General features: G+C 53.8%; 25 protein-coding genes and 2 other annotated features. Of the genes, 8 read left to right on the top strand and 17 right to left on the bottom strand.

Translation table 11 applies throughout. The annotated features are described in order from the left end of the window. Positions 1 to 49 precede the first annotated feature (49 nt). Positions 50 to 1,039, bottom strand: a complete 990-nt coding sequence (pta, locus tag EVJ30_RS11565) for a phosphate acetyltransferase (RefSeq protein WP_131458844.1) — start codon at positions 1,037 to 1,039, stop codon at positions 50 to 52. Between the two features lie 337 nt (positions 1,040 to 1,376). Between pta and hemQ the strand changes: the two genes are divergently transcribed. Next, complete coding sequence (gene hemQ, locus EVJ30_RS11560) at positions 1,377 to 2,150, top strand: hydrogen peroxide-dependent heme synthase (protein WP_131458843.1); 774 nt, start codon at positions 1,377 to 1,379, stop codon at positions 2,148 to 2,150. 228 nt (positions 2,151 to 2,378) lie between these two features. On the opposite strand, the gene EVJ30_RS11555 is transcribed toward hemQ, so the two are convergent. After that, the gene (locus EVJ30_RS11555; protein WP_131469194.1) at positions 2,379 to 3,314 is read right to left on the bottom strand and encodes an ATP-grasp domain-containing protein; all 936 of its coding nucleotides are present in this window, start codon (positions 3,312 to 3,314) and stop codon (positions 2,379 to 2,381) included. Between the two features lie 154 nt (positions 3,315 to 3,468). On the opposite strand from EVJ30_RS11555, the gene EVJ30_RS11550 reads away from it, so the two are divergent. Continuing rightward, on the top strand, positions 3,469 to 4,965 hold the full coding sequence (locus tag EVJ30_RS11550) for a potassium/proton antiporter (RefSeq protein ID WP_131458841.1): 1,497 nt from the start codon (positions 3,469 to 3,471) through the stop codon (positions 4,963 to 4,965). Positions 4,966 to 5,002: 37 nt separating this feature from the next. Here the strand turns inward: EVJ30_RS11550 and trpA are convergent, their stop codons facing one another. Genes trpA through trpD form a run of 5 tightly spaced genes read right to left on the bottom strand, consistent with a single transcriptional unit; the run spans position 5,003 to position 9,228 of the window. Further along, the gene (gene trpA / locus EVJ30_RS11545; RefSeq protein ID WP_131469192.1) at positions 5,003 to 5,770 is read right to left on the bottom strand and encodes a tryptophan synthase subunit alpha; all 768 of its coding nucleotides are present in this window, start codon (positions 5,768 to 5,770) and stop codon (positions 5,003 to 5,005) included. Beyond that, the gene (trpB, locus tag EVJ30_RS11540; protein WP_131469190.1) at positions 5,767 to 6,951 is read right to left on the bottom strand and encodes a tryptophan synthase subunit beta; all 1,185 of its coding nucleotides are present in this window, start codon (positions 6,949 to 6,951) and stop codon (positions 5,767 to 5,769) included. The genes trpA and trpB overlap by 4 nt, the downstream gene beginning before the upstream one ends. Then, complete coding sequence (locus EVJ30_RS11535) at positions 6,933 to 7,505, bottom strand: phosphoribosylanthranilate isomerase (protein WP_131469188.1); 573 nt, start codon at positions 7,503 to 7,505, stop codon at positions 6,933 to 6,935. Before EVJ30_RS11535 ends, trpB begins: the two co-directional genes overlap by 19 nt. Continuing rightward, complete coding sequence (trpC, locus tag EVJ30_RS11530; protein ID WP_131469186.1) at positions 7,481 to 8,242, bottom strand: indole-3-glycerol phosphate synthase TrpC; 762 nt, start codon at positions 8,240 to 8,242, stop codon at positions 7,481 to 7,483. The genes EVJ30_RS11535 and trpC overlap by 25 nt, the downstream gene beginning before the upstream one ends. Continuing rightward, positions 8,239 to 9,228, bottom strand: a complete 990-nt coding sequence (gene trpD / locus EVJ30_RS11525; protein WP_131458837.1) for an anthranilate phosphoribosyltransferase — start codon at positions 9,226 to 9,228, stop codon at positions 8,239 to 8,241. Before trpD ends, trpC begins: the two co-directional genes overlap by 4 nt. 56 nt (positions 9,229 to 9,284) lie before the next feature. Further along, positions 9,285 to 9,510, bottom strand: a binding site (T-box leader). A gap of 55 nt (positions 9,511 to 9,565) precedes the next feature. Next, positions 9,566 to 9,796 (bottom strand) — a binding site (T-box leader). Positions 9,797 to 9,985: 189 nt separating this feature from the next. Here trpD and EVJ30_RS11520 point away from each other — a divergent pair. Continuing rightward, positions 9,986 to 11,353, top strand: coding sequence for an amino acid permease (locus EVJ30_RS11520; RefSeq protein ID WP_370250913.1), 1,368 nt, complete (start codon positions 9,986 to 9,988; stop codon positions 11,351 to 11,353). A gap of 116 nt (positions 11,354 to 11,469) precedes the next feature. On the opposite strand, the gene EVJ30_RS11515 is transcribed toward EVJ30_RS11520, so the two are convergent. The 4 genes from EVJ30_RS11515 to EVJ30_RS11500 form a co-directional block, all read right to left on the bottom strand. After that, entirely contained in the window at positions 11,470 to 12,561 is a 1,092-nt protein-coding gene (locus EVJ30_RS11515) for an RNA-guided endonuclease TnpB family protein (protein WP_131469184.1), read from the bottom strand. Between the two features lie 304 nt (positions 12,562 to 12,865). Further along, complete coding sequence (locus EVJ30_RS11510) at positions 12,866 to 14,431, bottom strand: murein hydrolase activator EnvC family protein (RefSeq protein WP_131469182.1); 1,566 nt, start codon at positions 14,429 to 14,431, stop codon at positions 12,866 to 12,868. Between the two features lie 462 nt (positions 14,432 to 14,893). Continuing rightward, positions 14,894 to 15,259: a DUF423 domain-containing protein gene (locus tag EVJ30_RS11505; RefSeq protein ID WP_016510107.1), complete on the bottom strand. Its 366-nt coding sequence runs from the start codon at positions 15,257 to 15,259 to the stop codon at positions 14,894 to 14,896. Between the two features lie 12 nt (positions 15,260 to 15,271). Next, on the bottom strand, positions 15,272 to 15,877 hold the full coding sequence (locus EVJ30_RS11500) for a trimeric intracellular cation channel family protein (protein ID WP_070329139.1): 606 nt from the start codon (positions 15,875 to 15,877) through the stop codon (positions 15,272 to 15,274). 95 nt (positions 15,878 to 15,972) lie between these two features. Between EVJ30_RS11500 and EVJ30_RS11495 the strand changes: the two genes are divergently transcribed. Together EVJ30_RS11495 and EVJ30_RS11490 are read left to right on the top strand one after the other, a co-directional pair. Further along, positions 15,973 to 17,610 carry an ABC1 kinase family protein gene (locus EVJ30_RS11495; protein WP_131469180.1) on the top strand — a complete coding sequence of 546 codons (1,638 nt, stop codon included), beginning with the start codon at positions 15,973 to 15,975 and terminating at the stop codon, positions 17,608 to 17,610. Positions 17,611 to 17,722: 112 nt separating this feature from the next. Then, entirely contained in the window at positions 17,723 to 19,135 is a 1,413-nt protein-coding gene (locus EVJ30_RS11490; protein ID WP_131458831.1) for an NAD-dependent succinate-semialdehyde dehydrogenase, read from the top strand. A 36-nt stretch (positions 19,136 to 19,171) separates the two neighbouring features. Here EVJ30_RS11490 and EVJ30_RS11485 read toward each other — a convergent pair whose 3' ends face one another. The 6 genes from EVJ30_RS11485 to EVJ30_RS11460 form a co-directional block, all read right to left on the bottom strand. Beyond that, positions 19,172 to 19,804 (bottom strand): HAD family hydrolase, encoded by a 633-nt coding sequence (locus EVJ30_RS11485; protein ID WP_070329142.1) that lies wholly within the window; start codon positions 19,802 to 19,804, stop codon positions 19,172 to 19,174. A gap of 118 nt (positions 19,805 to 19,922) precedes the next feature. Continuing rightward, positions 19,923 to 20,288, bottom strand: a complete 366-nt coding sequence (locus EVJ30_RS11480; RefSeq protein ID WP_070329175.1) for a rhodanese-like domain-containing protein — start codon at positions 20,286 to 20,288, stop codon at positions 19,923 to 19,925. Positions 20,289 to 20,395: 107 nt separating this feature from the next. After that, a complete protein-coding gene (locus tag EVJ30_RS11475; protein ID WP_131439374.1) occupies positions 20,396 to 20,668 on the bottom strand; it encodes a DUF5327 family protein in 273 nt (90 codons plus the stop codon). A gap of 70 nt (positions 20,669 to 20,738) precedes the next feature. After that, on the bottom strand, positions 20,739 to 22,031 hold the full coding sequence (locus EVJ30_RS11470) for a DUF2252 domain-containing protein (RefSeq protein WP_131469178.1): 1,293 nt from the start codon (positions 22,029 to 22,031) through the stop codon (positions 20,739 to 20,741). Positions 22,032 to 22,044: 13 nt separating this feature from the next. Further along, the gene (msrA, locus tag EVJ30_RS11465; RefSeq protein ID WP_131458988.1) at positions 22,045 to 22,995 is read right to left on the bottom strand and encodes a peptide-methionine (S)-S-oxide reductase MsrA; all 951 of its coding nucleotides are present in this window, start codon (positions 22,993 to 22,995) and stop codon (positions 22,045 to 22,047) included. A gap of 82 nt (positions 22,996 to 23,077) precedes the next feature. Further along, a complete protein-coding gene (locus tag EVJ30_RS11460; protein WP_016510109.1) occupies positions 23,078 to 23,257 on the bottom strand; it encodes a hypothetical protein in 180 nt (59 codons plus the stop codon). 88 nt (positions 23,258 to 23,345) lie between these two features. Here EVJ30_RS11460 and EVJ30_RS11455 point away from each other — a divergent pair, with 88 nt between their 5' ends. From EVJ30_RS11455 to EVJ30_RS11445, 3 genes are all read left to right on the top strand, one after another. Further along, on the top strand, positions 23,346 to 23,681 hold the full coding sequence (locus tag EVJ30_RS11455) for a hypothetical protein (RefSeq protein ID WP_131458989.1): 336 nt from the start codon (positions 23,346 to 23,348) through the stop codon (positions 23,679 to 23,681). 77 nt (positions 23,682 to 23,758) lie between these two features. Further along, positions 23,759 to 24,829 carry a diguanylate cyclase gene (locus EVJ30_RS11450; protein WP_131469176.1) on the top strand — a complete coding sequence of 357 codons (1,071 nt, stop codon included), beginning with the start codon at positions 23,759 to 23,761 and terminating at the stop codon, positions 24,827 to 24,829. 145 nt (positions 24,830 to 24,974) lie between these two features. After that, positions 24,975 to 25,499, top strand: coding sequence for a hypothetical protein (locus EVJ30_RS11445; protein ID WP_070329148.1), 525 nt, complete (start codon positions 24,975 to 24,977; stop codon positions 25,497 to 25,499). Positions 25,500 to 25,575 lie beyond the last annotated feature (76 nt).

Raw genomic sequence — 25,575 nt, 5'->3', positions numbered from 1 at the left:
AACTACGCATCAAAAAAAGCATCCTCCACTGTGGGAAGATGCTTCTGACTTACGCTTCGTTGCGCTCGTCAATCGCTTGTGCCGCTGTGATGAGCGTCAATTTATAGACGTCTTCTTCATTACAGCCACGCGACAAGTCGTTGACTGGCTTGTTGAGACCTTGCAAGATCGGTCCAATCGCTTCGTATCCACCGAAACGTTGAACCATCTTGTAGCCAATGTTCCCGGCTTCGAGGCTCGGGAAGACGAACACGTTGGCGTTACCGGCAACTTCAGAGCCCGGTGCTTTCTTCGCTGCCACGCTCGGGACGAACGCTGCGTCGAACTGAAGCTCACCATCGATTGGAAGGTGTGGCGCTTTCTCTTTGGCGAGACGCGTCGCTTCGATGACTTTCTCGGTTTCAGGCGACTTCGCCGAACCTTTCGTCGAGAAGCTGAGGAGCGCGACTTGCGGCTCGATGCCGAACGTCTTCGCCGTCAACGCTGACAAGTAGGCGTTCTCGGCAAGGTCGGCCGCGTCCGGTGCGATGTTGATCGCACAGTCCGAGAAGACGTATTGCTCATCGTCACGTACCATGATGAACACACCTGATGTCTTTTTGATGCCTTCTTGCATCTTGATGATTTGAAGTGCCGGACGGACCGTATCGGCCGTCGCATGCATCGCACCCGAGACAAGACCTTCCGCTTTGCCCGTGTGGACGAGCATCGTACCGAAGTAGTTCACATCTGACGACAACAATTCACGAGCTTGTTCAGCCGTCGCTTTGCCTTTACGGCGCTCGACGAACGATTCGACGAGCGTGTCGATATCTTCGTATGTCGCTGGGTCATACTGCGTCAAGTTCGAGATATCAAAGCCGTGTTTCGCTGCGACTGCATCGATGTCCGCTTTCGGACCGACGACGATCGGGTTGACCATGCCGTCATTTTTTAAACGGACTGCAGCTCCAAGGACGCGCTCATCGACGCCTTCTGCTAAGACGATGGTCGGACGAATCGGGCTGACTTTTTGCTTCAACGTGTCAAATAATTTCATGGTAAGTGAACTCCTTTTCGATTGGAAGATATCTATGTTTTCTCTTTAGGACACATTTGTCCGTATGCGTGTTTTATTATACACAGTCCTTTTTTTAAAATAAACTATTCTGCCCATATCGTCATAAATCGCTTGAAATCAGTCATTATATGAATAGAACAGTTATGTATTTATGACTGATACAGGTTGCTGTGAAGCCGTTTACATTTCTGCGTCCGCTTTTCCCCTTTCCTCGTCTCGATTGTGATTAGCCTCACAGACAGCGCCAAATTTGCCAGGCTGTAAAGTGTCTGTGGTAAAATAAACAGCGAAGCCAAGTCTTGAAAGGAGTTTTTTCATGTCAGAACGTCCAGCACCGACAACCGAAACACAGCACGCAGCCGCCACATTAGACGGTTGGTATACGCTCCATGATTTCCGCTCGATCGATTGGACACGTCTAAAAGCAGTCGACAAGGCGGCGCGTCAAGAAATGATTGAGGAGTTCGTCGCCTTCCTCGCCTCGCTTGAAGACGTCGAAACACGCGGAGAAGGCAGTCACGCCTTCTATTCAATCCTCGGTCAAAAAGCGGACGTCGTCCTCATGGTCCTTCGTCCGACGTTCAAAGAGCTCGAGCAAGTCGAACTCGCCCTTCGTAAGACGAAACTGTACGACTTTATGATCCCATCGTACTCTTACGTCTCGGTCATCGAGCTCGGCATGTACCGTGGCTCTGGTGACGGGGATCCGTACGAGAACCCGCACATCCGCTCGCGCTTGTACCCAACGTTGCCAAAAACGGCCCACATCTGCTTCTACCCGATGAGCAAAGCGCGCCGTGACGAGGATAACTGGTATACGCTGTCGATGGACGAGCGGAAAGACCTCATGTACCGCCACAGCATGATCGGCCGCAGCTATGCCGGCAAGATCCAGCAGTTCATCGGCGGATCGACCGGATTTGACGGCTGGGAATGGGGCGTCACGCTCTTCGCGGAAGACTCGCTCCAATTTAAGAAGATTGTTTACGAGATGCGTTTCGATGAAGTCAGCGCCAAATATGGCGAGTTTGGTGACTTCTACGTCGGAAACATCCTTCCAAAAGAAGAACTCGGCACATTCCTCGGTTGATTGAGGTTTACGCATCGACTCCCTCGGGAAACATCGTTGTAGAGGCACTTACAACAATGATCAATGAGGTGAACAACGATGCGCGTGTTCAAGGAATCAGATCGAGACACTGCAAAACGTTTAGATTCGTTCATTGAACGAATGGCCCCGACAGCAGAGCTAGTCCAAATTCGATTTGAACAACAATTACAACATACACAGCGAAAGGGTCAGGCGAAAGCCTGACCCTTATTTTGTCTTCGCGTGAAGCGCGTCGCCAAGGAACGTCGCTAATTCAAGCATGCCGTATTGACCTGCCTGCGCTTCCGCGTCCGAGTTATAGTTCGTGTTCGTGTTGACGTCGTACGCATAGACGTTGCCGTCACGGTCTTCGATGATCTCGATCCCCGCGACCGCGATATTATTTGTTGCTAAGAACGCTTCTAACTGATCGATGATCGGGTCGGCAAACCCGTCGACGATTTCAAATTTGGCCGGCGGCGTCTCGCCGACCGGACAGAATTGGTCTTCAATCGAGCACGCATCCGCCGGGCATAGTTCGAACCCTTCCGACGTGTCGACCCGTACCGCGTAGAGGAACTTTCCGCCGATAAATTCACAGCGCGTGATGAACGGTTTCGGCGCTTCGATATATTGTTGGATGAGCGTGATGCCATCGACCGAGTCCTCGAACGTCGGTCCGTACACATACCCTTTCAACGCCTCAATCGAATGGAACAGCTGCACGCCAAGCCCTTTACCGGCCCGGTTATGCTTCGTGATGAACGGACTCATACCAAGCTTCTCGGCCGCCTCGATGATTTGTTTTTTCCCGACGGCAGCGATCGTCCTCGGCACACGGATCCCTGCTTGACGAAGCGCCGTATATTGGTTGACCTTGCTCACTTCGAGGCGAATCGCCCGTGTCCCGTTGAAGACGGTCCGTCCGTTCGCCTCGAGCCAGGCAAGTACCCCTTCCGTCAGCTCTGGCGCGTAGCGATGCCCGCGCGTATGTGACGAGGCACTCATCCGGTTATAGAACACACCATCCGGCGGCGTCGCTTCGATATCGATGGTTCCTTCATCTAAATGCCACAGTTCATATGGAAGCGATAACTCCTCGAGCCGTTGGACGAGATGGTCCGTCCACTCATTGTTTTCATGCAAGACGTGAATTTTAGCCATATGAATCCCCCTTTGATACTCCTAATGTACCACACCGATATCCGACTATTCCAATTAGCATAATTGATGATACGTTCATTCTTATTTCATAACGGTTTCATGGTATAATGAACTTAATAATCTATATGAAAAGTGACAATTTCAAAGGGAAGTGATGTGTTTGACCGCACCTATTTTAAGTACAGACGTTTCAATCCTCTTGTTCGGCCTCCTCCTTGTCGCAGGAGTTTTGGCCACGCGCGTGTCGACCCGTTTTGGCCTGCCCGCCCTGCTTTTGTTCATGGGCATCGGCATAATCATGGGCAGCGACATCACCGGCTTAATTTTCTTCGATGACTCGAACCTCGCCCAGATGATCGGGATTTCCGCTCTGATCGTTATTTTGTTCGAAGGTGGTCTGCAGACGAAATGGGCCTCGTTTCGGAGTGTCCTCGTCCCGTCCGCCTCGCTCGCGACGATCGGGGTCTTATTGACGGCCGGGCTCGTCGCCGTGGCCGTTCGTTTCGTATTCGGTTTCGACTGGATTGAATCTTTCCTGTTCGGTGCCATCATCGGCTCGACCGATGCCGCCGCCGTGTTCGCCGCCTTCAAAGGAAAGAATATCTCGCCGAAAGTCGGCGCGACACTCGAAACCGAGTCCGGCACGAATGATCCGATGGCGATGTTTTTAACAATCCTCGCTCTCGACTTCATGTTGAAACCGGAAACGACGATTTGGGACGGCATCTGGATGTTCATCCTACAGATCATTGTCGGGGCGTTCGCCGGGTACATGCTCGGGAACCTGTCACGGCTCATGCTCAATCACTTGCGCCTTGAATCAAGCAGCCTGCACGCCGTCCTCATGATTTCGATGGCGTTCATGACGTATGGTGTGGCCGCCTACTTCGCTGGCAGCGGCTTGCTCGCCGTCTATCTTGCCGCGATGATTGTCGGGAATGCCCACACCGCCCATGAAGTGACCATCGTCCAATTTTCGGAGGCGCTCGCTTGGATCATGCAAATTATCATGTTCGTCATCCTCGGGCTTCTCGTCTATCCGAAACAACTGTTCGACCCAGAACTCATTTGGAAAGGGCTGTTGATTTCATTTTTCCTCATGTTCGTCGCCCGTCCGATCGCCGTTTACTTATCGACGATCGCGATGCCGTTCACGCATAAGGAAAAGCTGTTCATCTCCTGGGCCGGCTTAAAAGGAGCGGTCCCGATCGTACTAGCGACGTTCCCGCTCATCGCCGGGATCGACAACAGCCAACTCATCTTCAACGCCGTCTTCTTCGTCGTCGTGACGAGCGCGTTGATTCAAGGAACGACGCTCACACCACTCGCGGCCAAACTGAACCTGCTCGGCCCGGATAAGATCCGCTCGCCGTATACGATCGCGCTCGTATCGAGTAAACAGTCACAGCATCAGCTCGTTCCGTACGTGGCGACAGAAGCGTCATCAATGATTGGACGCACGCTCGCCGACATCACGTTACCGCCGAACACGGTCGTCAATGCGATCGTCCGCAAAGACTATCTGATCCCGCCGACCGGACAGACGAAAATTGAGCCGGGCGACTTATTGTACGTCCTCGCCTCGACGTATCGTCACGACCAACTCGATCGCAAGTTCGGCGAAGACGGGCTTGAACGCGTCGAGCTATGAACGAACAAGGACCGTGCCTCAGGGCACGGTCCTTGTTTTATGATTTGACTCGACGCGCCGATGCGATCAATTCGGCGACGTCTTGCTCACGTCCGGCGTGGAGCGCCTCGACGATGAAACTGCCGACGACGACCCCGTCACACACCTCACCGAGCGCTTGCACTTGGTCTTCCCGATGGACACCGAATCCGGCGAGTACCGGGACCGGAGACCGTTCTGTCAATGACCGTAAATGAGCGAGCAGTTCGTCCGGGAACGCGTCGACTTTTCCGGTCGTCCCTTTGAGCGTCACCGCGTAGACGAACCCTTCGGCCTGACTTAAGATCGTGTCAATTCGTTGTTTGTTACTCGTCAATGTGACGAGCGGGACGACCGCGACCCCGTTCCGTTCAATCCCCGCGAATAGTTCGAGGCTCTCTTCGAACGGCAAATCGGGGATGATGACACCGCTGACGCCGCATGCGGCCGCACGGTCGAAGAACGGCTGGATTCCGAACCGGAACACCGGATTCAAGTATGTCATGAGGACGATCGGGACTGAGAAACGCTCAGTTCCTTCTATTAAACAATCCAACACACTAGAGAGTGTCACCCCGTCCGCGAGGGCCCGCATCCCGGCCGCCTCGATGATCGGCCCGTCCGCTACCGGATCTGAGAACGGGATCCCGAGCTCGATCGCCGTCGCGCCCATCGCTTCGAGCCGCTCGATCGTCGGAATGAGTTGATCGAGTCCGCCGTCTCCAGCCATGATGTAAGGGACGAACGCTGCCCCGTCTCTATTTCGAATCGCTGTCTCTAAGCTCATTTCCGTCCCACCCTTTCTCGAATCGTATGCACATCTTTATCACCTCGGCCGGACAGACAGATGACGAGCAGATCGTCCTCGTCCATCGTCGCGGCGAGCGTCTCGGCATAGGCGAGTGCATGTGACGACTCGAGTGCCGGGATGATGCCTTCATGTCGACTGAGTGACATACATGCCTCTAACGCCGCCTCATCGGTGACCGCCGCGTAACGGACACGCTCGATGTCTTTCAAGAAACTATGCTCTGGTCCGACCCCAGGATAATCGAGTCCAGCCGAGATCGAGTGCGCTTCTTGGATTTGTCCGGCCCCGTCTTGCAGCACGTACATGAGCGAGCCGTGGAGCACGCCGACTTCCCCTTTGGTGAGCGTCGCCGCATGCTTGTCCGTATCGACGCCGCTTCCTGCTGCCTCGACACCGTACAAGGCGACGTCCTCGTCATTCAAGAACGGGTAGAACATCCCCATGGCGTTGCTGCCACCACCGACGCAAGCGATGACGGCATCCGGCAAGCGTCCGGTCTTGTCTAAAATTTGGCGCCGCGTCTCTGTTCCGATCACACTTTGGAAGTCACGCACCATCGTCGGGAATGGGTGTGGTCCAAGGACAGAGCCCATGACGTAGTGCGTATCGTCAACGTGTTTGACCCAGTAGCGTAACGCTTCGTTGACCGCATCTTTCAACGTTCGGCTGCCTGACTTCACCGGAATGACCGTCGCCCCGAGCAGTTCCATCCGAAACACGTTCAACTCTTGCCGTTCGACATCGACCTCACCCATGAAAATCGTACATTCTAAATTGAGCAACGCGCACACCGTCGCCGTCGCCACACCGTGTTGTCCGGCACCGGTCTCGGCGACGATTTTCTGTTTCCCCATCCGCTTGGCGAGCAGCGCCTGCCCGATCGTGTTGTTGATCTTATGGGCACCGGTATGGTTCAAATCCTCCCGTTTCAAGTAGACGTTCGTCCCGAGGCGTCGGCTCATGTTCTCCGCATAATAAAGCGGGGTCTCCCGTCCGACGTATTCGCTGAGCAACGCGTCGAAGCGTTCTTGAAATTCAGGATCTAACTTCGCTTCCTCATAAGCCACCTCGAGTTCTTCAACGGCCTGCATGAGTGTTTCCGGTATATATTTTCCTCCGTACGGGCCGAACTTCCCGTTCACTGGTTGTGTGTACATGGTGTTTCCTCCTTGGCACGTCTGATGAACGTGCGGATTTTATCGATATCTTTCTCTCCATCTGTCTCGACGCCGCTTGAGACGTCGACCCCGTCAGGCCGTAAGTCGTGCATCGCTTGTTTCACGTTGTCGGCCGTCAAACCGCCGGCGAGCCAGAACGTTCGCTGCGGACGTTCCAACTGCAACCAGTCGAGCGTCTCCCCGCTCCCGGGCGTCGGCGCATCGAGTAAGACGATATCCGCCTCCGTCTCGCTGCTCGCTTCGATGATCGGCAGATTGAACTGTCGGAACGTCTCAAGCGGCAACGTGCGCCGGTGCAGCTGGATATCCGTCAATCCACAAGTGATTGCCGTCTCGACCTCATCAAGCGTCGGGTCGAGAAACACTCCGACGACACGGACGTGATTCGGGATCAACTGCCGTAGTCGTTTCGCCGTCGTCACATCGACTTGGCGTGAGCTGTTCGCGAACACGAAGCCGATCGCATCGGCCCCGGCTTCAACCGCCGCCGTCACACTTTCTTCTGTTTTCAATCCACATATTTTAACGAACACGTCTTCAACTCCTCAATCAACGCCGTCGGGTCATCCTGTCGCATAAGCGCCTCTCCGACGAGAATCGCTTTGGCTCCCGCGTCTCGCAGTCGGCTCGCTGCTTCGCCGGTGCTGACTCCGCTCTCACTGACGAAAGCCACGTTCGGATAACGCTTCATCAATTCAACCGATGTCTCGAGCGATACGTCGAACGTCTTCAAGTTCCGGTTGTTGATGCCGATCAACACTTCCCCGAGTTCGAGCGCCGTCTGGAGTTCGGATTCATCGTGCACTTCGACGAGCACGTCGAGGCCGATCAGGCGCGCGTGTTGCTTCAACGCGTGCAGGCGAGTCGGATGTAACGCCGCGACGATCAACAACGCCACGCTCGCGCCGGCCGCTTTCGCCCGGTTGAGTTGTCGTTCATCGATGATGAAGTCTTTACACAGGACCGGGATATCGACGGCGTCAGCGACTTGGCGTAAGTCATCGAACGACCCGTTAAAGTACGTCGTATCCGTCAGCACCGAGATCATCGTCGCACCGGCCCGTTCGTAAACCTGAGCCCGTTCGGCTACATCGAGTTCGGCTCGAATCACGCCTTTTGATGGGGACGCCCGCTTAATTTCTGCGATGATATGAAACCCGTCCGCGACTAACCGCTGTAACGAGATCGGCTCCGTCGCCGTGACCGTGACGTCTTGCATCTGGTTGACCTCTTCGATTTTCGTCCCGATAATTTTCGTCAAGTAACTCATGCACCCACCTCCGTTTTTTGTAGTTGCTTAAGGACGCGGACGGCGTGGCCCTCGTCGATGCTTCGGCTCGCCTCGGCCACACCTTCACGCAACGTCTTGACGGCACCATATGTGCATAACGCGAGTGCCGCATTCAACAAGACGACGTCCCGCGCCGGTCCGGCCGCGCCGTTCAAGACGGCGACGAGCGTCTTCGCATTCTCTTCGGGTGTACCACCTTGTAGCGCCGACAGCGGCGCCCGCATCAACCCGACGTCTCGCGGGTCGACTTGATATCTCGCCGTCTGCTCTCCGTCAAAGAAGAGTACCTCGTTCGCACCAACGAGGCTCGCCTCGTCGAGCCCACCGGCCCCATGGACGACCATGCCCCGTTCGACTCCGAGATGGCGCATCGCCGTAGCCATCTTCTCAATCAAGTCTGGATGGTAGACGCCGATCAATTGCCGTCTCGGCTTGAGCGGGTTCGTCAGCGGACCGATTTGATTGAAGATCGTCGCCGTCCCGAGCCGTTTTCGCACCGGCATGACATGTTTCATGATCGGATGGACGTGTTGGGCGAACAAGAAGCTCAAGTTCGTCCGCTCAAGTTCAGCTAACACGTCGTCAGCACTTTGGACGATCGGGATATTCAACGCCTCGAGCACGTCGGCGCTACCCGACCGGCTTGACACGCTCCGATTCCCATGTTTCGCGACCGGGATACCAAGTCCGGCGAGAACGAACGCGACGGTCGAACTAATGTTGAACGTGTTCGCTCCGTCACCGCCGGTCCCACAAACGTCGAGCACAGGGAGCGTCGTCTCCGGGAACGTCGCCGCTTCACGGATATAATCGGCCAGCCCCGCCATCTCTTCGGCCGTCTCGCCGCGTGCTTTCAATGCGAGAAGCACCTCGGTGATTTGCGTTTCATCCGCTTGAAACAACTCGGAAGCCGCCTGTTTCATCTCGGTCGTCGTCACTTGGTTCGTCAGTAGTCGTGTTAACATGTCCGTTCCTCCTTAAGCGATTTGGGTATAAAAAAACTCCATACGACGTCTGTCGTATGGAGGACGGTATGGACCGCGGTGCCACCTCTCGTTGGATCAATCGATCCCACTTTCCGATGCTATCACATCGTATCCTGATAACGGTGGAAGCCGTCACGGCCTACTAACATTCAGCCGTGCTCTCATGAGCCCATTCACGTGACGGTCTCGGTCAGGATCCCACCACCCCTGACTCTCTGTACGAGACTTCTTCACGCTACTCTTCTCAATCATCGATTTAAGATTTAATTTGAAAAACAAAAAAGGGTCACTCGGTCCAACTCACAGCTCACGCTATGAGAAGGACGAGTAACCCCGTGGTGCCACCTTCGTTGGTTCATGTCGAACCCACTTCACGGACAATCATCCGCTTCCCCGTGATAACGGTGGGTAACCCGCTAAAGCCTACTAAAAATTTCGGTTTAGAGCTCGGAAGTCCATTCGCGACGTCCCACATACTGATTCACACCAACCATCAGCTCTCTGTCATGCGGGGACCGTCGTTACTTCTCTTCGTCGACGCCTTTGTTCGTTTCAGTTAAGTTAACTCGTACTATACCGTTCCCGATTCATCCTGTCAAACAAAAGTGTGCAAAAAAACTTTGCTTCTATAAGTGCGGACGAATCGACCGCATGTTTCAGAACGTCGCAAGTTGACACGTGATTTTTTTGTCTGCTATAGTCGTCCCCAACAACACTTCACTCAACTAAAGGAGATTTGACTTTGGAAACTAGCAAACTAAAACGTGAACTGTCGACCCGACAGCTCACGATGATCTCGCTTGGCAGCGCCATCGGAACGGGCCTCTTCCTCGGAAGCGGCCTCGCCATCCAAACGGCAGGACCGAGCGTGCTCGTCAGTTACGCCATCGGGGCGTTTATCGTCCTCTTGCTCATGGGTTGTCTCGCCGAGATGACCGTCGCTCATCCGACTTCGGGCTCGTTCGGCACGATCGCCGAGCGTTATGTCCATCCGCTCGCTGGCTTCTTGGTCCGTTATTCGTACTGGATCGCCAACGTCCTCGCAATCGGGGTCGAAGTGAGCGCAATCGCGATTTACATGCGCTACTGGTTCCCGGATGTGAACGGATTCGTCTGGGTCGCCGTGTTCGGCGGATTGCTCATCTACGTCAACGCTCGGCACGTCCATACGTTCGGGACGACCGAATACTGGTTATCATTCATCAAAGTCACTGCCATCATTCTTTTCATCGTCCTCGGTGCGGCCGCACTGTTCGGCCAACCGGGCTCACCGATCGAATCGATCACGACCGGAAATGAAGGGTTCTTCGCTTTCGGATTTTACGGCATGTGGGTGACGATCTTCATCTCGCTCTTCAGTTTCCTCGGGACAGAGCTCGTCGCCGTCACGGCTGGCGAAGCGAAAGACCCGGACCGCGCCGTACCAAAGGCGTTGCGGGCGACCGTGTTCCGCTTGACGTTCTTCTATTTGATCACGATCGCCATCATGCTCATGCTCATCCCATGGCAGCAGGCCGGTATCGATCAAAGCCCGTTCGTCCTCGTCATGCAGCAGTTTGATGTGCCTGGCGCGGCTAGCATTTTGAACTTCGTCATCTTGGTCGCCGCCTTGTCGGCGATGAACGCGCAATTGTATGCCTCGACGCGCATGATGTACTCACTCGCCGAAGCCGGCGACGCACCGCGTATCTTCAAAAAAGTAAGCACAAGCGGGATTCCGATGCCTGCCTTGTTCGTTTCGACAGGCGGAATCGTCCTCGCGGCATTGCTTCAAGTGTTCATGGAGACGTCGTATCCGTTCCTCATGGGCATCTCGATGTTCGGGGCGATCTTCACATGGTTCATGGTCTTCGTCTCACACTTATTCTTCCGCAAAAAATGGACGGGGCGTAAACTCCCTGTCCGTATGATTGGCTATCCGTTCTTACCGCTCCTAGGTGCCGGGCTGTTGCTCAGCTTAATGATCACGACATGGTTTACCGATTTCAACATCTTGCTCAAGTTCGGGATCCCATGGTTGGTCGGCTTAACGATCATCTATCTCGTTCGCGAGCGATTCCGTATGACTGACACAAAACAAGACGACATCGAGCAAGCTAAGTGAACTACTCACCACTTATTTGCTTCGCAACTTGAAGTGGGAGCTTCTTGGGAAGACCGTGCTCTTACCAGCCACGGTTGTGGACCAAGCTCGTCGGGCAGTCCCTGCCCTGGAGTGTTTCAGTCGGCGAGACGCAACAGGTTGAGGCTCGCGTTGACGTCGCGGTCATGGTGCGTGCCGCATGCGGCGCATGTCCACTCGCGGACGTGCAGGTCCTTCTTGCCGCCGTTCTCGCCACAGGCCGAACAAACCTGGGTCGAGGCGAACCACGGGTCGGCCTGGATCAGTGTGCGGCCGTGGAACCTGCATTTGTAGGCGAGCTGGCGGACGAACTCGCCCCACCCGGCGTCCCCGATCGACTTTGCCAGGCGGCGGTCCTGCATCATCTCCCTCGGTTTCAGCGTCTCGACGACGACGACTTGGTTCTCGTCGACGATGCGTCGTGACAGCTTGTGGAGGAAGTCATGTCGGCGGTTCCGTACCTTTTCATGCTTTTTGGCCAACAGGAGCCGCGCCTTCTCGCGGTTCCGGCTGCCGGGCTTCTTGCGGGAGAGCGCGCGCTGCGCTCGTCTCAGCCGTTCCTCGGCCTCGCGTAGGTTGCGCGGGTTCGGAATTGTCTCCGTCACGAGCGCGTCGTTCGTCATGACGGCGAAGTGCCCGAGGCCGAGGTCGATCCCGATTTTGTGCTCGGCCGGGACCCACGGCTCGTCGGGCTGCTCGACGAGGAGCGACACGAAGAACTTGTCCGTCTTCGTCATCGACACGGTCGCGGAGCGGATCTCGCCGTCGAAGATTCGGTGCTGTGTGAACCGGATGAACCCGACCTTCGGGAGCCGGACCCGGTCCCCCTCGATGCGGATCGTGCCGTGCTGGTTGTTCGTCGTGTAGGACGCGCGCGCCTTTCGTCTCGACTTGAACACCGGGAAGCCGGCCGTCCCGGCGAAGAACTTCGCGAACGCCGTGTCGAGGTGCAGCTTTGCGTTGGCGAGCGCGAGGCTGTCCGCCTCACACAGGAACGGGAACAGGGGCTTGTAGGAGGCCGGTGTCGGCGGCTTCCGCTTCGACCCGCCGCTCGCCTTCGTCTCCTCGTGGATAGCGATGCGGTCCTCGAGCAGCTTGTTGTAGATAAAGCGGGCGCAGCCGATCGTCCTGACGAGGAACTCGGCCTGTGCCGCGGTCGGGTGGAGCCGGTATTTGTAGCCCTTCAGCATGTCTGCGCCTCCTCTCGACCGATGATCGTGATGAACGCCTTCCTCATCCGATACCCGCGGCGGGGGAAGGGAAATCTGACGGAATCACGAACTTCTGTTCGTCATATCTGTCACAGGGATGGCCAAGAGGTTTATGTACGGGCGATTCATCTCCCACCTACGCTGGGCTATGCCCCAGACGCTTAGAGGTGGGAGAATTCTCGCTTAATTATGTTAAAAATAGTGCCTATCCGCAATGGATGGGCACTATTTTTCCGCAAAAACGAGCACCCGTCGCGATTGACGAGTGCTCGTTTGTTTAGGATTAGAAGAACTGACGTGGGTTGACGGTGCTACCGGCGCTCGAAGACGAGTACGAGTAGCTGCCTTGGTGGATTTCAAAGTGAAGGTGCGGGCCTGAAGAGTTTCCAGTGTTCCCGAGCGTTCCAATGTTTGACCCTTGCGTCACACGCTGACCAGCGCTAACTGATACCGAGTTCATGTGCGCATAGACAGTCGTCCAGACTTGACCGCCAATAACGTGGGCGATCATGACGTGGTTCCCATAAGCGCCACCCCATCCAGCCCGGATGACCGTTCCAGTTGCCGAAGCCCGGATCGGTGTACCGACTGGTCCGGCGATATCGACACCGTTATGGAACGAATAGCCGAACTGTCCGCTTGCCGGTCCGAAACCTTGCGAGAAACGACCAGTCGTCGGTTGAATGAATTTCGCGCTCGATGGTGCCGGTGCCGAAGCTGTCGGCGTAGTCGGTACCGGTTTAGGAGCCGGTGCCGGTTTTGGTGCTGGCTTAGGCTTAGGTGCCGGTGGTGCAGCCGGTTTAGAAGCTGTCACATTATTTTGTGTCGTTTGGTTTGAAGACGACGATGACTGGGAATTAGTATTACTGTTCTGCTTTTTCTGAGCAGCAGCTTGTGCAGCCGCAGCTTTAGCCGCTTCTTCTTGACGTGCAGCTTCAGCTCTCGCTTCTTCGGCTTGTTGCGCGGCCGCTGCTTTGGCAGCCTCAGCTTGGCGTGCCTCTTCAGCTTTACGAGCCGCTTCTTGACGTGCTGCCTCTTCCGCACGACGACGCGCTTCTTCTTCTTCACGGCGCTGTGCTTCGATTTCAGCTGCAATCGCCTCTTCTTGAGCGATCAACGTCGCTTCGATTTCTTGTAGGTCGAAGATTTGCGTTTCAAATTCGATATTTTTCTCTTCAAGTTCTTTAATGCGAGCTTCACGCTGTTTCATCTTCTTCTCGAGTTCGGCTTGACGCGCTTCAAGTGCTTTCTGTTGCTCTAGAAGTGAGGCCCGCTCTGCTTTGAGTGCGGCTTGTGCTTCTTGAAGAGATAGACGTGTCGCTTCGTAGTCGTTGAACAACTCTTGGTCGCTACGTTGGATCGTACCAGCCGTGATCATGCGTGTGATCAAGTCAGAGAAGTTTTTTGATCCAAAGATGAATTCTGCCCAGTTGATTGAACCGCCACCGTTCGTTTGCATCGTGGCCATCCGCTCTTTCATCATTTTTTCTTGAGCGATCATCTTTTTCTCGTAACCTTTAATGTCCACTTCGAGATCTTCAATCTTCATCTCTGTACGTTTGATTTCTTGGCGTTTTGCCGCTACGTCGTAGATGATGTCTTGAAGCTGAGCGTCCATTTTGTTGACTTCTTCTTGTACCTTCGAGATTTCTTTAGTGTTCTGTTGAATTTTCGAAGACGTATTCGATTGATTCTGTTTGACGCTATTTCGTTGCTCTTTAACTTTTTTCTGTTGCTCTTGCTTCTCTTTGATTGTCGTCGAGGCATCGGCTACCGAGTGCGTGCCGAGGAGCAAGGCGCTCAGCGTAAGTGCTGAGACAGTACGTTTCCAATTAATCAATGCAGACATCCTTTCTAATTTGACGGGCTAGTTTTACATACTCTATTTAAGTCGGTCGTTTTTCTATGTAACAAAAACGATTAATTTTTTAGTTTCAACACGACTAATTATATCGAAGTGTCGAATGTTTTCCTGTTAAAGTTATATTTCACTTTGATTACGACAAAGAAGAGGGAAAGCCGTTGGCATTCCCTCTTCTTTGTATTTCAACGTTTTTTCGATTTTTTATGGTTTGAAACGTTTCTGTAATAGTAATTGAAAACCGTAAATCATTTACCTTATTTCAAAAAAGCATATTCCAGCATTTTTTCTAAACTCATCCATTCCCAAAAAAAGTAAAAATGGTCAGTCTGACTTCTCGCTCAAGGCGAAGATGACAGGACTGACCGAACGTTCGTTGCGGGTGTGAAATCGAGGGGTCTCACACGTCTAAGGATACAGACGAAGTGTTAACGCTCGATGGATATTTCGTTACAGTTTGAATGCACCGATAATGACGAACACCCATGCCGCGATGAAAAGAACACCGCCGATTGGTGTGACCGCTCCAAGTTTCGTGATACCTGTAAGCGCCATGACATACAAGCTGCCCGAGAAGAATAGGATGCCGGCAAACATGAGCCAACCGGCTGTGTTGAATTGACTGATGCTCACTTTCGTCAAAATACTAGCAAGCGCAATGATGCCGATCGCATGGATCATGTGGTACAAGACCCCCGTCTGCCAGTTCGCGAGCATATTCGGCGCCAGACGCTCTTTCAATGCGTGAGCCCCGAACGCGCCGAGCGCGACACCGAGCGCCATCAAGGCAGCACCGGTAATGAGTAATAATTTCATATGATTTCCCCCTTATCTCACTTTTCGTGCTGGTAAATTCCACTTCCGATAGTAGGATATCACTCGAAGCGTCGCTACGACAATCAATAACGCATACACCGGAAGTCCGCCTTCGAGCCGGAAGTAGTACGTGACGACCGCGATGATGATCGCCCAAATCGCGTACACTTCCGCCTGCAAGACGAGCGGTTTCCGTCCGGCAAGCAAGTCGCGGACGACACCACCGCCGACTCCGGTCAGGACGGCCGCCGCAATCGCTGCCGACAACGGCAAATCCAATTTGATAGCCACTTGCGCCCCTTGGAAAGAGAACGCGACCAAGCCGATCGCGTCGACGATGACGCCCCATCTTTCCCAATGCGGCAAGACGACGCTCGGGAGCAGGAAGATGAGGAGCGCGACGAGAAAACAGAGAATAAATAAATCGTTTTGTTGCCAAATCAAACTGACGGGGTTGCCGAGCAAGACGTTACGGATTGCCCCGCCGCCGAAAGCCGTCGTGAAGGCGAGCAACCAAACTCCAAAAATATCGTACTTTTCGTCCATCGCGATGATGGCTCCACTCGCCGCGAACGCAATTGTTCCAACGACGTTCAATAATTCCCACTCCATAAACATCCCTTGCCCTTTCTCGAAAGCATTATATGGTAAAGTAAAGATACAAAAAAATCAGATCAGTCGAGCGACTGCTTGTAAAGGATGTCGGTATTTTTATGAAACGAATCGCCTTGTTCCGCATATGGATCATCGTCACAATGTTTGCCCGATTCATCATTAAGATTTATGCATTCTCACGCAAACAGCAGCAAGGTCTCGCCTCTCCGGAAGAGTACGAGGCGCTCATGTTGCAGCTCGCCCGCGAGTATAAACGTAACGCGCTCCGCCTAGAGGGACTGTTGATCAAGCTCGGTCAATTCTTGTCGATCCGGGCCGATTTGCTGCCGCCGTCCGTCCTCAATGAGTTGTCCGAGCTCGTCGACCGCGTACCGACGTCAGGTTGGGATAAGTCTCGTGCCATCCTCGAGGCCGAATGGGGCGTACCGTACACCCAAGTCGTGAAAGACGTCGGCATCGACGCCGTCGCCTCCGCCTCGATCGGGGAAGTCTACGGGGCCACGCTCCTTGAAAACGGGAAACGGGTCGCGCTCAAAATCCAGCGTCCGGACATCGAAAAAATCATCCGCACCGACTTCAAAGCGATGCGAATCGTCACGACGATGCTCAAACGGACGCCGCTCGCCAAATCGACCGACTTAGATAGCTTATATCGCCAAATGATTTTTGTCATCGGGGATGAACTAAATTTCCAAACCGAATTAAAAAACGCGCTGTATTTCAAAGCGAAGTATGCTGAAAACCCAAACGTCTACATCCCGGGCTACTACGATCATTTATGTACGAATCGGATATTGACGATGGATTGGGTCGACTCCCGTCGCATTACAGATATTGCGTTCTTAAAAGAAAACAATATCGACCGCTCCGCTCTCGCCGAACGGCTGTTCACGATGGCCGCGGAACAGCTATTATTCGGCGGACAGTTCCACGCCGACCCCCACCCTGGTAACGTCCAGATCCGGGCCGACGGAACGATCATCCTGCTCGACTTCGGCATGGTCGGATCGTCGACCGCGCAAGACATGGCGACGATCCGAAAGATCTTGCAGGCGTTCATCTCGCTCGATTACGACGGTGTCGTCGATGCCCTCGAAGACTTGCGCTTTTTGTTGCCGACGGCGAATAAACATAACATCCGCCAAGCAATCGAAAAGGCGGTCACATTCTATTTAGAGACCGACATTGATACGGTCGATACAAAATTGATCGAAAAAGTGCTGCAAGATATCCAACTGCTCGTGAAGAACGAGCCGATCCAACTGCCGGCCGAGTTCGCCTTCTTCGGTCGTGCCGCCTCGACGTTGCTCGGGATTTTACAGATTCTCGACCCGAAAATCGATTTGTTCACGCTCGGTAAACCGATCGTGATCCAATGGCTCGAATCAGACGGGACGACGATCCAAAACCGCTACGTCATGACGGCGCTCAACTACGGCAAGAAACTGTTGAACGTGCCGCCGTTGCTCGAGAACTATTTGAAAGAGCCGACCCGGAAACGGTTGTCCGAGCAGGTGATGTTCCAACGCGAGCTCGAATCGAAAGAATTGCTCCATCGCCAGACGTTCAACTCGGGCGTCATCGTTCTCGGATTGTTCGTCGGTCTGTTCGGCTATATCCGGCCTGATGAGTGGCTGTTTTGGTCGGGTGGTGTCGTCTCCGTCGTCGCCTACTTTAACTCAAGGCGCCTCGGTCGAAAGATTCGCCATTTGGCCCGCCAAGATTTTCGTGTCTGATCCCGTCACTCATCTGAGTGACGGTTTTTTGTCGTGCCCCGCTGTAAAATTGTGTATGTTTTTTTAAATCGGGTACTTTTACAGTGTGACACAGACGAAAGGGGAGAACACGATGCGAGCTGAGAACAACTTCATTAACGGTGACTGGATCGAGACGAATGAGACAATCGAGGTCCGGAATCCGGCGACCGGTAACGTAATAGCAACCGTGACAAAGAGTGACGACAGCGAGGCCGGCCTCGCTGTCGACGCGGCCCAGGCCGCTTTAAAAGACTGGCAGCAGCGGACAGCCGAAGACCGGGGCGCCCTACTGCTCGAATGGCATCGCTTGATCGATGAAGAGACGGAAGCGCTCGCGCGAACGATGGTCGAAGAACAAGGCAAACCGCTGAAAGAAGCGATCGGCGAAATCCGCTATGCCAACGGATTCATCGAGTGGTATGCCGCGGAAGGACGGCGCGTCTATGGTGAGACGATTCCTGCTTCTTCAAAAGAGAAACGCATTTTCGCGATCAAACAACCGGTCGGCGTCATCGCTGCCATCACACCGTGGAACTTCCCGGCGGCGATGATCACCCGCAAATTGGCACCGGCTCTAGCAGCCGGTTGCACCGTCGTCTTGAAACCGGCCTCGGCGACACCGCTCACAGCGATCGAACTCGTCAAATTGGCCGAGAAGGCCGGTTTCCCGAAAGGTGTCATCAATCTAGTGACCGGCAGTGCCGCTCGTATCGTCAACGTTTGGCAGCACGACCCACGTGTACGCAAGCTGACGTTCACCGGGTCGACCGAAGTCGGCAAGACGCTCATGCGCGGTGCCGCCGACACGATGAAGAAAATCTCGCTCGAGCTCGGTGGCCACGCCCCGCTCATCGTCACGGCGAAAGCGGACCTCGACAAGGCCGTCCCACAAGCGATTGCGACCAAGTTCCGTAACGGTGGACAGACATGCGTCTGTGCCAATCGGATTTACGTCGAGAGTTCGATCGTCGACGAATTCTCGGAGCGGTTCATCGAAGCCGTGCAAGCGCTCAAGGTCGGGAACGGGCTCGACGACGGCATCGACATCGGTCCGCTCATCGACGAGGCTGCGGTCGAGAAAGTGATGAAACACCTCGAGGACGCCCAAATCCGTGGGGGTGAGATCACTGGCGGTGAACAGCTTGACGGCTTGTTCGTCCGCCCGGCCGTCGTCCGCTACGCGAACGAGGATATGCTCTGCATGAACGAGGAGACGTTCGGGCCCGTCGCCCCGATCGCTTCGTTCAACACGCTCGACGAAGTCATCGAGCGGGCGAACGCCACGCCGTTCGGCCTCGCGTCTTATATCTTCACACAAGATATTAACGAGGCCCTTTACTTGGCGGAATCGCTCGAATACGGGATTGTCGGCGTCAACGATGGCCTGCCTTCGACCCCGCAAGCGCCGTTCGGCGGATGGAAACAGAGCGGTCTCGGCCGTGAAGGCGGTCATCACGGCATCGAAGAGTTTTTAGAAGTGAAATATATTTCGCTCGGACTATAAAAAAACGCCTGTTGAATTTTTTCAACAGGCGTTTTTTCAGTTGTCGAGCCACGTCACCAAATCGTTTGGCGTCGCGATCACATAATCGGCGAGCGCCCACTCGTCCTCGTTCCCGAAGCCGAATCCGGTCAAGACGACCGGGAAATCATGGGCCCGGCCCGCTTCGACGTCCGACTTGCGGTCACCGACCATGACATAATGTGCATCCCCGTGGCGCAGGCGGTGCGCCGTCAAAATATCGGCCTTCTTCTCGCCACCAACCGATTCGAGACATTCAGGTGCCGTCATGAACTGACGGATGCCTTGCGTATCGAGGATCAAGTTCATATAGTGAACGCCACAGTTGCTTGCCGTCGTCAACGTATGCCCGTTCGCGCGAAGCGTCTCAAGCATGTCGTAGATGCCGTCAAACAAGACGTTTTGCCCCGCCATCGCCTGCTCGAGCGTCTCGTGACGAAGTTTACGGATTTGACGGATCTCTTCGCGCGTCGCCTCCGGGATGACGTGCTCCCAAAAGGCGTCCCCAGCCAAACCGTAGCCAGACCGGACCGCGTCCTCGCTCGGCTTTTCAAGATGCGGAAGCTGTTCGAGTGCCTCGTGAATCGCTTTCGTCATCGGAACGGTCGTGTCGACGAGCGTCCCATCGATATCGAATAAAATGACTGCCATGTCGGTATCCCCTCTCTCTTTCCTATTCTCCTACCGTAGCAGACTCGCTTCCAAATCAAAAGTAGAAACATCAGCCCACAAAAAAACGGCTGAACGAAATCGTTCAACCGGTTGTTGCTCAGCCGCGCCAGAAGCTCATGCCGCCTTTGACCGAGTAGACGTCTGTATAGCCCGCACTCTTCAGCATCGCCGCTGCCCGCTGGCTCCGCATCCCGCTTTGACAGATGACGTAAACGGGACGTTCTTTATCTTTTGGGTATTGTGCTGCCGCGTTACCGAACCCTGAGAGCGGTACGTTTTTCGCTTGTTTAATGTGTCCGCCTTTATATTCGTGCGGCTCCCGCACATCGAGTAGTTGAATGTTGCGCTCTTCCGCAATCTTTCGCTTCAACTCGTCCGTCGATACTGTTTTCGTGCTGTTTCGCTTCGTCCACCAAAAATAAATCAATCCGATCACCACTGCGACAAACAAAAAATCAAGCATGGGCACGCCTCCGTTGTTTAAAAGTTTTAGTATCTCCATTATACCCCCTATGGTATATAAGTCAATGTGGACGCCTCATAAAAAAAGCCATGCCACGAGGGCACAGCTTAGAAATCGAGCAGCGAATCGGTTTTAGGTTCGTCTTCATCCTCTAGAGGGATGCCGAGGAATGCGGCCATTTGCCGGTCTAACGGTTGCTTCGGCTCCGCCGAGACGACAGGTGCCTGCGCGACCGGTGCGGCGGGTGTCGTCTCCGCCAACATGAGCTCACAGTAACCCATCAACTTGGCCAGATGGCGCTTTTGCGTCTCTCCGCTCGACTGTTCGATTTGACTCATCACGTGTTTCATTTGCGCGATGACTTGTTGCTCAGTGATCATAGGTCGAACACATCCTTTTCCCTCTCATTTTGAAACAAACCCGTCCCTCACCGCAAGTGTCTTGCTCGGTTCAGTCGGATTCAGACCGTATTTCGACCCATGATGTGAACGCCTCGAAATCGAAACGAACTTGATTGGCGTAAAAATGGGCCCAGCGTGAGATTTGACGAACGAACAACGGCAGCGCCTCTCCGATGGCTTCCGCAATCCGCTCGCTCGCCTCATACTCGAGAACGTTCGCGTCCGCATCGGCCCGGGCATGGATTTTCGCCGTGATCTCGGCTTGGACTTTTAACGTTTCGATCAGCGACGATTCGTTCTTGATGTGCTTCGCTTTCACTTTCCGTTTGTAGGGCGAACGTTGCCGCACGTAATACTCGTTGCCGTCGATCGTGAAGTAACCGAGATACGGGTCTTGGCTATGCACCATGGCACGCTGGGCAGCGATGACCCGCGCACCTTCATGGGACAGACCGTCCTCGAACAACGGATGGGTCAGCAAAAACAAGGACGGGACGGCCGATTGCGCTTGCTTCATCTCTAAGATGACATCCTCGTCATGTTCCTCGTCGGCCCCTTCGATCAAGATATAGTACCGTTCGAGCCCGATCGAGGCCGTCCCGCTCTCGCGTTTAATGGCGATGTCTTTGATGTCGTAATGATCGGCGTGATGGCGATGCTCTCCCGACAACGAGTTCAAATACTCAGGCCACGCCTGTTTGATTTTCGTCGCCGTCTTCTCGCTGACCGGGATTAAGTCATCGCTCGTCGCGAAGTAACGTTCTTCGTCCCGGACTTCGGTCCGTTCCGACATGAACGCGTCTTGCTTCTTCTCTGCCTTCTTGATCACTTTTTTGATGGCTTTAGACGTATTCGCTTTCGTAAACTGCACGTCTCCGTCTTTCCCTTTCGCGTACCGTCTGATGGCGAGCGCATACGTCTCGGCGTACACTTCAATCGCTTCGTTGGAATCGAAGCCCGATTCGGCGGCGAACAAGTCGACAGAAATGGCCATTCTGAGCACATCGAACAAATACGAACCGAGGTATGCCTCATCAAAGTCGTTCACATCATAAATGATCGTCCCGGCCCCGTCCCCGAACACCCCAAAGTTTTCAAAGTGAAGATCTCCTTGGATGAACGTCGGATAGGCCTCGCTCGTATCGAAAGCGAGCGGTACTTTCGCAAAATCGTAATAGAACAAATGCGAGCTTCCACGAAAGAACGAGAACGGACTCGTACTCATCTTGTCGTACTTTTCCCGCCGTGCCGCTTCGGTCAGGTTCCGGATCGAATGATCGTAATAATCTAGAACCGTCGCGATCGTATCACGGCGAATTTGTTGTTTGACGGATGTGAACATGGCTGTCTCCCCTTCATGCGTCGAATAGATGTTTGTATTCCCCGTATCCCGCAGACTCGAGCTCTTCTTTCGGGATGAATCGGAGCGAAGCCGAATTGATACAGTAGCGTAAGCCGCCGAGTTCTTTCGGACCATCGTCAAATAGATGACCGAGGTGACTGTCGGCATGCTTCGAACGCACTTCCGTCCGGACCATGTGGTGCGTCGTGTCCATGTTCACATCGAGCCGCTTCTCTTCGATCGGTCGCGCGAAGCTTGGCCAGCCACAGTTCGACTGGAACTTGTCGCGAGAAGTGAACAGCGGCGTGCCATCGATCACATCGACGTACAACCCTTCCCGTTCCTCATCCCAATACTCGTTTTGGAACGGCGGTTCAGTCCCGTTCTCTTGCGTGACTTTGAACTGCATCGGCGTCAAACGGTCTTTCAGTTCTTGTTTTTGTTTCTTATCGCTCCACGCCTCTTTCACGAACTTGGCGCGACCCGAGCCGACCCGGTACATCTCGTAGCGGAACGGATTTTTCTTATAGTAGTCTTGATGATAGTCCTCGGCTTCCCAAAACGTCTTGGCCGGACGGATCTCGACTTCGATCGGACGTTCGAACCGTCCCGAATTCTCGACTTCTTGCTTCGAGCGTTCGGCCGCGTCCCGTTGTTCTTCCGAATGATAGAAGATGGCCGGTCGATACGATTCGCCGCGGTCGTTGAACTGTCCGCCCCCGTCTGTCGGATCGATTTGTCGCCAGTAAATCCGAAGCAGCTCCTCGTATGAGATGACCTCCGGGTCGAACGTCACTTCGATCGCCTCTAGATGACCCGTCGTCTCCGAACAGACTTGTTGGTAGGTCGGATTGTCGACGTGTCCGCCTGTGTAACCGGACACGACTCGTTCGACACCTTCGTATTTATGAAACGGTTTGACCATGCACCAAAAACAGCCTCCCGCAAATGTAGCTTTTGCCATAATGAATCCCTCCTTACTATGTAGTGTACCCAAAAAAGCACGCCGACAACAAAAAACGAGAACCCCAAACGTGTTCTCGTCTTCAGTCTTCGACCCGGTTCATATGGCGCATCACTAAAAATAAAATCACACCGACGATCGCTGCCCCAAGTATGGTCAACACCAGGTTGTTTCGTGCCGATAATGTGTAAAAGATGGCTAAACCGATTAAGATGAGCGCGATCGGAATGAACGCTCGTTTAAAATGATCCCAATAACGCACGGACAGTCCCCCTTTTCATCTATCATACCAAACTTTTTTGCTATTATAGAGAGGAAGATACAATCACGGCCAGAAGGAGGATCCATCCATGGATTTTGACCAGTTGTGGGCGAACCGCCCAACCTTGTTGTGGGAAGACCGGCTGAACGAAGGCGACGACGTCTATACGCTGTCGGCGATCCTCGCTGTCGACGCCGCGCTCCGGCGTTATACGAGCGCTTTGACCCATTCCGACGGCTCTGAAGCAGCGATCCTCTGGGCAGTCCGCGATGTCGTCCTGCGTTTGAACGGCCTCGACGAAGAGCACGACCATTTTATCGAGACGCTCGAACGTGAGGAGCTGTACGACTTCATCCGAGCCGGTGCAGCCATCGCCGGGTATGAAACCGATGAAGACATCACGGAGGAATGGCGTGAGTGGTAACAGCTTGACGATTCATCGCGATCCAGAGTTTTCATACTTGAATTAATGATTTCTATCTCGCACAAGGGGACACGTGTATGCTCACCATCATCAACTCTTTTTTCATCAACCTTTGTATTCTGTTCACCCTGTTCACCATCTCGTTCTTGCCGTTTCGTAACCGGCCTCGAATGACGCCGCAGTCGTTTTTAAAGTTGCGTATCCTGCTCGGTATCCAGAGCGGTCTCATCGCCTTGATTTTGCTCGCGAACGCGCTTCATCTCGAAAAAATATTGATCGACCTTCGTTCCATCCCGATTATGCTCGCCGTTTTGTTCGGCGGTTGGGTGAGCGGTGTCGTCGCCGGTATGTTGTTTCTCATCGGTCGTTTTTTCATGATAACGGATGGCGAATACGTCGGATTTTACTTAGCTATCGCGACGATGGTCGCACTCGTCCTGCCGACAAGTCTGTTGCGGCTCAAGCTCGACAACACCCGTAACACGCTCCTTGTCTTCACGACGATCAGCGTCGCTGCGTTCGGGTCGGCGCTCTACTATGCCCTCCCGCTCGAACTGTTCTATCCCATTTTATTCGTCTATATCGTTGTGATCTACGCCGGGGCATGTGCCGCTTATCGCTTGCTCCAAGAGCTGAGACGTCACTTTGAGAACGTTCAGCATCAGCAGCAACTGGCCCGTACCGACGCTTTGACTGGTATCGCCAACCGCCGTCTGTTGAATGAGGCGATGGCCAACTTGACCGTCGAGGCGGAAGCGTACGCCCTCATCCTCGTCGATATCGATCACTTCAAACGCGTCAACGACACGTACGGTCATGATGTCGGGGACGACGTACTGCGCGAGCTCGGCATGTTGCTCGTCACCGAAAGTGACGACCGACATCTCGTCGGCCGTTTCGGTGGTGAAGAATTTCTGATCATCATGCCGAACGCTCAAAAGGACGAAGTGTCCCGTCTCGCCGAATCTATACGAGAAAAAGTCTCGACGTTCCCATTCGAGACGAGTGCAGGCACGCTTCACATCACGGTCTCGCTCGGGGCCTGTCATTCGAACGATATCGAAGTTGATAGCGTCTTGAAGCATGCCGACGAAGCGTTATACCACGCAAAAGAATCTGGACGAAACCGTTTCATTTTGGCTTTATAAAGCCGATAACGTTCTCAAAACTTTACTAACTTTGACAGTTTTCCCGCTTTACTTTCAACTAGCGAATCGGTACACTAGGCTAGACTTTGGTTAGAATAAACATAATTAATCATAGATTTGACTAGAAAAAGGGGAAACACATTTCATGACAATATTGTTATCGCTATTCGGATTGATGTTCGTGGGATCGTTCGTCCTTGACTATCAACGTGGCAAGACGTTCCGACAGTCGCTCTTTGGGGGAGTCGACACAATCAAACAGAACTTACTCATCTTTTTACGCACGTCCCTTTCGATGATGATTTTCATCGGGCCGCTCTTGCTTATGTCCATGTTTGCCTTCTCAAAACTTGTGACGTTCGAGACGGTAGCCGCCTTTATGATCGCCGTGCTTAGCATCGGCTTCGCCGAGCGCATCATCGGAATGATCGTCGCCCCGCTCGTCCGGACGTTTTGGCATCAACGCGGCAAGCTGATGCCGCTCTATCTCGATGCTGGACTCTACGTCTTCTTGCTATCGATTCTCATCTTGGAGTTTCTCATGAACATTCCGGGTGTCGAATTGAACGCACCGGCAGTCGCTGTATTTTACGCGTTCGCCTTGTTCTACATCCGTTATTTGTTCAGCTTGATCCGCTTTACACTCAGTAAAGGCGTTCCGTCAAACTGACTCGACTCGTATGACCTCGACCGCAGACATCCCGTCTGCGGTTTATTTTTATTTTTATAATTGACAATGAGAATCG

It is taken from the genome of Exiguobacterium sp. SH5S13 (assembly GCF_004337085.1).
GTDB classification, from domain to species: Bacteria; Bacillota; Bacilli; order Exiguobacteriales; family Exiguobacteriaceae; genus Exiguobacterium; species Exiguobacterium aurantiacum_A.
The sequence above is the reverse complement of the archived record's forward strand: the minus strand, read 5'-3'. Positions and strand labels throughout refer to the sequence as shown.